This window comes from Pannonibacter anstelovis, assembly GCF_036881715.1.
Classification (GTDB): Bacteria; Pseudomonadota; Alphaproteobacteria; order Rhizobiales; family Stappiaceae; genus Pannonibacter; species Pannonibacter anstelovis.
Window position 1 is genome coordinate 40,838 of record NZ_JBAKBF010000002.1, and the last position, 10,777, is coordinate 51,614.

General features: G+C 60.6%; 8 protein-coding genes. 3 read left to right on the forward strand and 5 right to left on the reverse strand.

Annotated features, from left to right (window positions below):
* Positions 1 to 5 precede the first annotated feature (5 nt).
* Positions 6 to 701: a CoA transferase subunit A gene (locus tag V6L75_RS03025; protein WP_334250054.1), complete on the forward strand. Its 696-nt coding sequence runs from the start codon at positions 6 to 8 to the stop codon at positions 699 to 701.
* A gap of 14 nt (positions 702 to 715) precedes the next feature.
* Complete coding sequence (locus V6L75_RS03030; RefSeq protein ID WP_334250055.1) at positions 716 to 1,348, forward strand: CoA transferase subunit B; 633 nt, start codon at positions 716 to 718, stop codon at positions 1,346 to 1,348.
* A gap of 76 nt (positions 1,349 to 1,424) precedes the next feature.
* Here the strand turns inward: V6L75_RS03030 and ggt are convergent, their stop codons facing one another.
* Positions 1,425 to 3,182, reverse strand: a complete 1,758-nt coding sequence (ggt, locus tag V6L75_RS03035) for a gamma-glutamyltransferase (RefSeq protein WP_334250056.1) — start codon at positions 3,180 to 3,182, stop codon at positions 1,425 to 1,427.
* Between the two features lie 361 nt (positions 3,183 to 3,543).
* Here ggt and V6L75_RS03040 point away from each other — a divergent pair, with 361 nt between their 5' ends.
* A complete protein-coding gene (locus tag V6L75_RS03040) occupies positions 3,544 to 5,724 on the forward strand; it encodes a putative bifunctional diguanylate cyclase/phosphodiesterase (protein ID WP_334250057.1) in 2,181 nt (726 codons plus the stop codon).
* A gap of 28 nt (positions 5,725 to 5,752) precedes the next feature.
* Here V6L75_RS03040 and V6L75_RS03045 read toward each other — a convergent pair whose 3' ends face one another.
* The 4 genes from V6L75_RS03045 to V6L75_RS03060 form a co-directional block, all read right to left on the reverse strand.
* A complete protein-coding gene (locus tag V6L75_RS03045; RefSeq protein WP_334250058.1) occupies positions 5,753 to 7,429 on the reverse strand; it encodes an ABC transporter permease in 1,677 nt (558 codons plus the stop codon).
* A 136-nt stretch (positions 7,430 to 7,565) separates the two neighbouring features.
* Complete coding sequence (locus V6L75_RS03050) at positions 7,566 to 8,618, reverse strand: Fe(3+) ABC transporter substrate-binding protein (RefSeq protein ID WP_425498662.1); 1,053 nt, start codon at positions 8,616 to 8,618, stop codon at positions 7,566 to 7,568.
* A 463-nt stretch (positions 8,619 to 9,081) separates the two neighbouring features.
* The gene (locus V6L75_RS03055; RefSeq protein ID WP_050472066.1) at positions 9,082 to 9,606 is read right to left on the reverse strand and encodes a phasin; all 525 of its coding nucleotides are present in this window, start codon (positions 9,604 to 9,606) and stop codon (positions 9,082 to 9,084) included.
* A gap of 311 nt (positions 9,607 to 9,917) precedes the next feature.
* Complete coding sequence (locus V6L75_RS03060) at positions 9,918 to 10,301, reverse strand: phasin (RefSeq protein WP_334250059.1); 384 nt, start codon at positions 10,299 to 10,301, stop codon at positions 9,918 to 9,920.
* Positions 10,302 to 10,777: the final 476 nt, after the last annotated feature.

The window sequence follows — 10,777 nt, forward strand, 5'->3', positions numbered from 1 at the left end:
CAACGATGAACAAGGTGTACCCGAACGCAAAGGCCGCCCTCGAGGGGCTTGTGTTTGACGGAATGACCATCATGGCCGGCGGTTTCGGCCTCTGCGGTATCCCGGAAAATCTCATCACTGCCCTGCGCGACAGCGGCACGAAGGATATTACGGCCATTTCCAACAATGCGGGCGTGGATGACTTCGGCCTCGGCCTGCTGCTGCAGACCCGCCAGATCCGTAAGATGATCTCCTCCTACGTGGGCGAGAATGCTACCTTCGAGCGCCAGTATCTCAATGGCGAACTGGAGCTGGAGTTCAATCCTCAGGGCACCCTGGCCGAGCGCATCCGTGCGGGTGGTGCAGGCATTCCGGGCTTCTACACCAAGACCGGCGTCGGCACGCTGATTGCCGAGGGCAAGGAGCACAAGGAGTTCAACGGCGAGACCTACATTCTGGAGACCGGGCTCGTCGCCGATGTTTCCCTCGTCAAGGCCTGGAAGGCCGACAAGGAAGGCAACCTCATCTACCGCAAGACCGCGCGCAACTTCAATCCGATGATGGCCACGGCCGGGAAGAAGACGCTGGTGGAAGTCGAGGAAATCGTCGAGGTGGGCGAGCTGGATCCGGATCAGATCCACACCCCCGGCATCTTCGTTGACCGCATCATCGCCGGCACTTTTGAAAAGCGCATCGAGAAGCGCACCACGCGTGCAGCCTGAGGGGAGTTGGATAGATGGCCTGGACTCGCGAAGAAATGGCCCAGAGGGCCGCGCAGGAACTGGAAGACGGCTTTTACGTCAACCTCGGCATCGGCATCCCGACGCTGGTTTCGAACTACATTCCCGAAGGTGTCAACGTCACGCTGCAGTCGGAAAACGGCATGCTGGGCATGGGACCGTTCCCCACGGATGACGAGGTCGATGCCGACCTGATCAACGCCGGCAAGCAGACGATCACCGAGCTGCCGCACACCAGCTACTTCTCCTCCGCCGACAGCTTCGGCATGATCCGCGGCGGCCATATCGACCTGTCGATCCTGGGTGCCATGGAAGTCTCGGAGAAGGGCGATCTCGCCAACTGGATGATCCCCGGCAAGATGGTCAAGGGCATGGGCGGTGCCATGGATCTGGTGGCGGGTGTCAAGCGCGTTATCGTGTTGATGGACCACACCTCCAAGGCTGGCGAAAGCAAGCTGCTCAAGGCCTGCAGCCTGCCGTTGACCGGCGTTGGCTGCGTTGACCGGATCATCACCAACCTTGGCGTCTTCGACGTGAAGGAGGATGGCTTGCATCTGGTGGAACTGGCCTCCGGCGTGACCCTTGATGAGGTCAAGGCTGCTACGGAAGCCAAGCTGATTGCTGCCTAACCCGGGCATCGTCAGCAGAAACAGATGAGGGGGCAGCGGTGGCTGCCCCCTTTGTTTTTCAAATGACCTGAAACCGTCACTCGCCCATGGCGGTGCCCTCGCGGCGCGGGTCAGCGCTGCCGGCAAGTCCATCGGGTGTGAACTCGATTACGTGCAGGCCCGAGTTCATGTCGCTGAGCTTCACCTCATAGCCCATTGCCTTCAGTGGCTCAGCGAACTGCTCTGCGGATGTTCCCGCTTCCAGGTCATAGGTGCCGAAGCGGTTGATCAGATGCGGCTGGGCGACGATCTGCTCCACCGGCATCTGCCAGTCGATATAGGCAATCAGCGCCTGCGCCACATAGCCGATGATCTGGCTGCCGCCGGGCGAGCCAATGGCCAGCAGCGGCTTGCCATCCTTCATCACGATGGTGGGTGACATGGAGGAACGGGGACGCTTGCCCGGTTCCACCCGGTTGGCCACAGGCAGGCTGCCGTCATGGGTCTTGAAGGAGAAGTCGGTCAGCTCGTTGTTGAGCAAGAAGCCGCCCGTCATCAACCGCGAGCCAAAGCCGCTCTCGATGGTCGTTGTCATCGAAACTGTGTTGCCATCCTTGTCGGTGATGACGAAATGGCTGGTCGAAGGCATGTCCAGAGCTTCGCCAATGCCATAGTTGAAGGCGTGGTCCCACTCCGGCTCGCCGGGTTTGACGGCATCGGCCGGTAGCGCCTTTCCGTCATCCAGCAGGGCTGCGCGCTTGGCGAGATAGTCCTTGGAGATCAGCCCCTTGATGGGCGCGGGCACGAAATCGGGATCGGCGAGATAACGCTCCCGGTCCGCAAAGGCGAGGCGCTGCGCATCGCCGATCACGCGCCAGCTCTCCGGGTTCTGCGGCCCTAGCGCCCGAAGGTCGAAATTCTCCGCGATACCGAGAATCTGGCTGACAGCCACGGCACCTGAGGAGGGAGGCCCCATGCCGCAGACATCCAGCGCCCGGTAGCTGAAGCAGACCGGAGCACGTTCCTTGATGCGGTAATTGGCAAGATCAGTCAGCGAGAGGACGCCGGGATTGCCTTCAGCCCCGCGCACGGTCTGCACGATCCCCTCGGCGATGGGGCCATTGTAGAAGGCATCCGCACCGCCGCTGGCGATGGCCTTCAGCGTTTCGGCATAGGCGGGGTTCTTCAGGATGGCGCCCACCTGCAGCGGAGCGCCGGACGCATCGAAGAAATAGGTGCGGGCTGCTTCATTGGTCTTCAGCCGGTCGCCATCGGCTGCAATCAGCGCGGCAAGGCGCGGCGACACGGCAAAGCCCTCTGCGGCCAGCTTTTCGGCCGGCTTGAACAGGCTCGCCCACTCCATGCGTCCATATTTGCGGTGTACGTCCTCCATCAGCCGCACTGTGCCCGGTGTGCCGACAGAGCGGCCGCCGATCACGGCTGCCATGAATTTCAGAGGCTGTCCCTCTGCATCAAGGAACAGCTTTGGCGTGGCGTCAGCCGGTGCCGTCTCACGTCCGTCAAAGGTCGTGAGGGTTCCCGTTGCCGCATCGAAATAGACCAGGAAAGCGCCACCACCCAGGCCAGAGCTTTGCGGCTCAACAAGACCCAGCACTGTCTGAACGGCGACCATGGCGTCGATGGCGCTTCCACCAGCGGCCAGCACGTCCCGGCCTGCCTGCACGGCCAGAGGGTTGGCGGCGGCCACCATGAATTGCTTTGCTTCGGCGCGGGCTGCAGCTGCCGTTCCCGTCGCCCGTTCCGGCGCAACCGTATCGGATGCCTGCTGTGCGTGACCTGATGCTGTGCCAAGCAGAAGTGCCAGCGTCAGACTGGCAAGGAGTTTTGATCGCATGGGCCTGATCTTTCCCTCTGTGGTGAAACTTCAACCTAGAGGGCTGAAGTGGAGGGGACAAGAGCAAGGACGCCCGCTATCCGTGTGTTCGCTTATCTGTGTCATTTTGGGGCGTGTGATAAGTATTTTTGTCAGTTCCGCCGCAACGCGTTAACGCAGGTCGATGGCGCGTGGCCGCAGTTTTAGCGCTGCGGGAGCAGGCAGGCTTTGCTTTTGGCGGTATTTGCTTAGGTGAATAAGGAAGTATCATGGTTTCCCGCCAATCCGCATTTTTCTCCAGGCCGTCAATCGCAATGATAACTTTTCATGAGATCATGCAATTTGTGGCGTTGGGTGATGCGACGGGATTGGCCGGGGAACGATGGCACTCGCACTGGGCAAGGCGTGGAAGCGGCGAACGGGCCAGCGGTTTGGGCTGCGAATGCGGTTTACGCTATTCGTGGTTTTGCTGTTTTCGTGCCTGACCGCCATCACGTTGGTGACAGCCAGCGTCCTTGACTATCAGGATGAGCAGTCCAAGTCTGTCGCCCACGTGCATTCGATTGGGGCCACTGTCAGCCGGCTCGCAGTGCCACAGCTGGCCAATCACCATTATCTCATCCTCTCCCAGGAGCTTGAAAGCATCGCGGCCAGCGGTCTCGTGCAGCGGGCCTATGTCTGGGATCCGCGCCGGACGATCCTCGTCGATTCTGATCCGAAGACCGGAATTTTCGAGCAGCAAGAGATCGATCCGCTGCTGCTGGCTGCCTACTCCAGCCAGGAAGACCAGACGAATGTCGAGGCAGGGCACATTTCGGTTGCCATGCCGGTCTGGTCCGCCGAAGGCACCACAGTCGCGGGGGCCGTTCTGGTCTCGGCGGAACGGACGGCGATCACCAGTCAATTACACAGCATCTGGCTGCGCAATGCCATTGTCTCTGCCTGCCTTCTTGCGATTGCCGTTCCAGTGCTGCTGCATTTCGGCAATGGTTTCCTGAAGCCAATCAAGCGCCTTACTGCAATTGCCCATCAGGTGAGTGCTGGCGAATTTGATGTGAAGTTTCCGGTCGAGCGGACCGATGAAATCGGTGTGCTCGCACGCGCTTACAGGGACATGGTGGGTGAGATCAGCTCCAACATGGAGCAAATCAACAAGCTGGCCTTTACCGATTCTGTGACGGGACTGCCGAACCGGGAAGCTTTCCGGCAGCATTTCGCCCGTTACATGCGGCAGGCCGATGGCAGCCCGCGGCCGCTGACTGTGATGTTCATCGATCTTGACCGGTTCAAACGCATCAATGACAGCTACGGTCATGAATGCGGCGATATTCTCCTGCGTGAAGTGGCCTCCCGCTTTGAAGCGGTTCTGCAGACCTTTGGACGTTCCGAGACCGGGTTTACCGCCGGTTACGGCATGCAGATCCGCTATCTGGCGCGGCTGGGCGGCGATGAATTTGCGCTGATCTATCCCGCAGGGGAGGACAGGCGTGACGAGATTCTGGCGCTGGCAGGTGAAATCCTGAAGGCCGTAGAAGAACCTTGCGATGTCAACGGGCTGCAACTGTCCATCGGAGCGAGCATCGGGATAGCCAACTTCCCGTCCAACGGGCGTGATTTCAGCGCAATTCTCAAGAATGCTGACATTGCCATGTACGCTGCCAAGAACGCAGGGGGGAGCAGCTGTTTCACCTTTGGCCAGATCGCTGCAGATGTGAAAGCGCAGGAACGGCTCGCTCTGGAAGCCGAATTGCCAATGGCGCTGGCAGCTGGCCAGATTACCGTGTTCTTCCAGCCGAAGGTCTCTGCGGCGACCGGCGAGGTGACGGGTGCGGAAGCTCTTGCGCGCTGGAACCACCCGGAGCGCGGGCTGCTGACACCGGCAGCCTTCATCGCCATTGCCGAGGAAACCGGATTGATCCTGCGCCTTGGCGACAGGGTACTTGAGCTGGCTTGCCGTCAGGGGCGGGAGTGGATTGATCAGGGAAAAGGGTTGTCCCTGGCGGTCAATGTCTCCATGCGCCAGCTGGAATGGCCTGAGTTCCCCTCACGTGTGCTGGAGATTCTGGACCGGACAGGCTTCCCGGCCTCTCTTCTGGAACTGGAGGTCACGGAGAGTGTCGCCATGGCCGATCCGGACCGGGTGCGCAGCGCGACAGAGCGCTTGCGCCTTGCCGGGATCCGCTTTGCCATTGACGACTTTGGCACCGGTTATTCCAGCCTTGCCCATCTTCAGCGGATGCACTTTGACACCTTCAAGATCGACCGCTCCTTTGTGGCCGGGCTTGGCGAGGACAAGAGCAACCGCGCCATTGTCCAGACTATTTTGGCCATGGCACAAAGCCTGGACTATGACGTTGTGGCAGAGGGGGTAGAGACCGAATTCCAGCTCGATTTCCTGCGCCTGTCCGGCTGCAAGACCGTGCAGGGCTATCTGCTCGGCAAGCCTATGGCAGCGGACACCTTCATCAAATGGCGGGCTGGGCACGAAGGGGAGAGCTCCATGACTTCGTGCTCCAATGTGCCGGTAGAGAACGCGGGCGGTGTAGCAACTCACGCTGCCTGACAGATATGTCTCTTCTTGCGCCGGCTCATCAAGACGTGGCCGCAAGCCCCCGCTTGCTGATACTCTGCCGGAAGCTGCGCGCACTGGTGCTGGCCAGCAGGATCACCGGAACAAGTCCTGTCACGACGATCGCCAGAGCCGGGAGGGCTGCTTCCTCAAAGGCCTCGCGCGATGCCGCTTCGTAGACGCTCGTCGCCAGGGTGTTGAAGTTAAACGGACGCAGCAGGATCGTTGCGGGCAGTTCCTTCATGCAGTCAACAAACGTAATGAGCAGCGCCGACAGCAGCACGGGGCGCAGGAGAGGCATGTGTACCTCACCCAGAATGCGCGTTGAACCGCGGCCCAGCGTGCGTGCAGCCATGTCGAGGTTTGGCGAAATCTTGCCGAAACCGCCTTCCACCTGTCCATGCGCCACTGCAAGGAAACGGCAGAGATAGGCATAGACAAGCGCGGTTCCGGACCCGATCAGCAGGAGGCCGGTGCCGAAGCCGAACATCTGTTTCATCATCGCGTCGATGGTATTGTCGAGGCTGGCGAGCGGAATGAGAATGCCGACGGCAAGCACGGTGCCCGGCACCGCATAACCGATCGAAGCGATGCGGCCGCTCATGTACAGCAGCTTCGACTTGTGCAGTCTGGCTGCATAGACAAGCGTGATGGCAAGGCCGGTGATGAGACTGGAGGCGATGAGTGCCATCACCACGCTGTTGCGCACCGCCAGCAGGAAGGCTGGATCCTGTACCTGCTCAAGACGGCGGAACGCCTGTCCGGCCAGCATGCTCGCCGGAACGATGAAGCCGAGTACCACGGGAAGGGCGCAGACGGAGATGGCCAGCAGCGCCCGCAGGCCCGTGAGCTGGTACCGCGCCGGGGCGTGGTGCTTGCCGCGGCTGCTGTCAAAGCGCAGATGCCGCCGGGCGCGGCGCTCAAGCGCCAGCAGGGCCACGACGATGATCAGCATGGCGCACGCAAGCTGCGCGGCCCCGGCAAGGTTCGACCGGTTCAGCCAGGTGTCATAGATCGAGAAGGTGAGCGTCCGGACACCGAAGAAGGTTACGGCGCCGATGTCGTTGAGGCACTCCATCAGGGCAAGGGCGATGCCGGCGGCAATGGCCGGGCGTGACAACGGCAGGGCTACGCGCAGGAAAAGCCGCAAGGGGCCAGCCCCCAGCGTGCGCCCTACGTCCAGCGCACTGGCGGACTGAAGCAGGAAGCTCGCACGGGCAGAGAGATAGACATAAGGGTAGAGCACGGCGCTCATCACGAAGATGGCGCCGCCCAGCGAGCGGACCTCGGGGAACCAGTAGTCCCGTGCCGTGCGGAAGCCGAAGATGGCCCTGACCGTGCTCTGTACCGGGCCGGAATAGGCCATCACGTCCACGTAGGCGAAGGCGATGATATAGGTCGGCACTGCTAGCGGGATCAGCAGCGCCCAGTCAAACAGGCGCCGCCCGGGAAAGCGGCACATGGTGACAAGCCATGCGGTGACGACGCCTGTCACGCCGGTAAGGATGCCAACACCCAACAGCAGCAGGGCGGTTGTCTGCAGGGCGCGCGGCAGGACAGTGGAGATCAGATGACCCCAGTTGCCACTGGAGGACTCCAGCGCCATCAGGAACAGCGCAGCAACAGGCATGAGGATCAGGACAGCGGAAAGAACGGCTGAAATCAGCCAGATCCGGTCTTTTCTGGGGGCTGCGTTCATGCGCGCTCTTGTCAGGCTCTTCTGGAGGGACCGGCATCGTTCACGCCGCGTCATAGCACATGACAGGACGGAAAACGCAAGCAGGGTGCCGGAAATGATCTTCCGGCACCCCTCTTGATCAACCCGGATCAGGCGGTCAGGACTGTGGGCCTTCGTCGAAGGCAACCTTGTCGACCAGTTCGCTGGCTTCCTTGCGGAACTTTGCCACGTCCGAGAGCGGCAGGCTGTCAGCCTTCAATTCGCCCCAGGACTTGACCAGGCTGGACGGCTCGACGCCCGGGGTCACCGGATACTCGAAGTTCGCCTCGGCGTAGATCTTCTGTGCCTTGCCGGTTGTCAGGAACTCGACCAGCTTGAGCGCATTGTCCTTGTTCGGCGCATGCTTGGCCATCACGACACCAGAGATGTTGACGTGTGAGCCGCGGTCGCCAGCGTTCGGGAACAGGATCTTGGCAGACGCTGCCCATTCCTTCTGTTCCGGTTCCTTCTCGTTGGTCATCATGGCACCCATGTAATAGGTGTTGCCGAGCGCCAGATCACACTCGCCATTCATGATGCCCTGAACCTGCGAGCGGTCGTTGCCGGACGGCTTGCGGGCGAGGTTGTCGCGCAGGCCAACGAGCCACTTCTCGGCCTCCTCGGAGCCCTTGTTGGCAATCATCGAGGCGACAAGGCCGATGGTGTAGACGTGCTGGCCCGAACGGGTGCAGATCTTGCCCTTCCACTTGGGATCGGCCAGTTCCTCATAGGTGATCGTGTCCTGTGCGACCCGGTCCTTCGAGGCATAAACGATACGGGCACGCGACGTCAGACCGATCCAGTGGCCTTCCGGGTCACGGAACGCAGCCGGGATGTCATTGGCAACCACTTCCGAAACGACCGGCTGGGTGATGCCCGCCTGCTTGGCGCCATCAAGGCGGCCAATGTCCACGGTCAGCAGCACATCGGCAGGGGAGTTTGCTCCCTCAGCCGCAATGCGCTCTTCCAGGCCTTCGCTGGCGAAAATGACGTTGGTCTTGATGCCGGTTTCTGCCGTAAAGGCATCGAGCAGCGGCTGAATAAGCGTGGGCTGGCGATAGGAATAGATGTTCACCTCGCCGTCCGCGACGGCAGCCGTGGAAGCGGTTGCAGCAAGAAGTGCTGCCAACAGGCTGGTGCGGGCAAGGGAGTTCATCTTCGTCAGTCTCATTGTAATCCTCCGGTCTGCAGAAATTATATTCCGCATAACTTGCCTCAGGCGGCCACCCGAGGCGCGCGAAATATGAGTTTCAAATTCCGGTATGTCAACAAGTCTGTTAAATCAACAGGTTGGAATGATTCTAAAAGTGGGTGCTGCAACTCCCCTTTTCTGCGCGGCATGCTGGCAGCCTTGGCGGCATGCCTGTCTTGCGATTGCTGGGCCGGTACTGGTGCAGCCGCCTTGACGGCTCTGTAAACCGCAGAAAATGCTGATGCCTCAGCGATATGCGCTGCCGCGGACCATGCGTTGCAATGAGGGCTTTTGCCCCGCATGGGCATCCGTCTCAGACCCGCTGAATCAGGTGCACAGAACGGATCACGAAGCCGTGATAAAAGGAAAGCCCCGGATGCGGTGCATCCGGGGCTCGCGTTCAGCGGGGCCAGAAAGGCGCTCGCCCAATTGCAAGGCTGCCTCAGGCTGCCTTGAGGTCCTTGAAGGACTTCTCGACAGCTTCCTTGACCGGAGCGGTGACGTCGGTGGTCAGCTTGGTCGCGAACTCCTGCATGTCCTTGGCCTGTGCGCTCAGCGTGTCGAACTGCTGGCGGGCGAAGGTGGACTGCAGCTCGATGGCTTCAGCAACGGTCTTCACCGACATCAGGTCCTTGATGAAGGAGAAGGTCGCGTCGGTGTTGGTCTTGGCAGCGTCGAGAGCCTTCATGTTGAACTCGACAACGCCCTGACGGGAGGTTTCGAAGGTGTCTTCGAGCAGGTCGGTCGCCTCTTCGGCGGCGGACTTCACCTTGGTGTAGGCGTCGCGAGCCTGTTCGATACCTTTTTCGGTCATTTCACGGACCATGGCGGGAACTTCGATCTTGGGCATGGCAAAAGCCTCGAATTCAGCAAAGGGGGAAGCGGCGGTGGCCGGCTTGGTGGTCTTGGTGGCACGCGCCTTCGGCGCAGCCTTGGCCGGGGTCTCCGGCGTCATCATCTCGCTCATGTGTCATCTCCTGCTTGGGCCGGAGTCGATCACGTGACAATCGCACCCGGCATGAGGGCGGCAGACCCGTATGGCCCCGTCCTCGTCATCCGCATGCTTAATATAGGTGAAGTTTTGCTGCATTGCAATATTATTTTGCACTGCACAAAAATCTGTAAGCCAAGGCGTCTCCTGCATCGCGGCAAGAGCTGGCATGGGATCTTTGTTTATCGGGCACCCGGCAAGAGCCAAAGAGTTCCGCAGCGGGAGCGCCCGGGCCTTCAGCCCTGAAACCGGATGGCCTCGTAATGAAAGGCGCGGGCGGTGCGCCGTTACTCCTTCACGGCCTTGGCTGCGTCCTGAGCGGCGCGGGTCGCGGTGTCGCTGAGGTCGCGTGCCTGCTCTCCGAGCTGTTCCATCTGGCGGCGCACATAATCCTGTTGCAGCTTCATCATTTCTTCCACGTCCTTGGCCCGCACCATCTGCTGGGCGAAGCGGAAGGCCGCATCCACATGCTCTTCGGCGTAGCTGAGGGTCTTGCGGTTGAGGTCCGATGCGCCGGACTGCACCACTGTGGCAGAGCCTTCGACATTCGAAACCGTCTTGTGGGTCAGGGAGATGAAGTCGTCAAAGGCCTTGCGGGCCTGATCGACGCTCTTCTCGGCGAAGTCGCGCATCTGATCGGGAATCTCGAACGTGTTCTTGTCCGCAGCCATGTGGTATCACTCCCCTGTGTTTCACTCGGCGGGGCGCAAGTGCCTGATGCCGCAGTGCCGCAACTTTGTGAGAGATGCGGCCCGTTTTCCATCTGCACTGCACATTGTCCCCGGGGAAGGATCAAAACACGCAGAGACGGCGTTAGGCAAGTCTCGCGTCCCATGGGTTTGAAAAATACGGAATTTCCCGCAGAGCGTGTGGCGCGTGCTGTTCTGCGTGGCGAGACCTCCCGGTAGAAGCTTCAAACTTGAATACTGCTGTTATGCTCTTGTTTACCCTGAGATAACAAGGCCGTGGACGCTTCCGGTTGACGCCTTGGGATTAACCACAAGGCAAGGCCGTTCCTGCGATGGGGGGCACTGGCGTGGACGCTGGCTGGCTTTGACGGTATTTAACTAGATATTTACCGAAAGGCCCCGGCTGGCCATGCATTCTTTTGCTGGCCTGAGACCGTCCGGGTTCGCAGGTTCCTTTC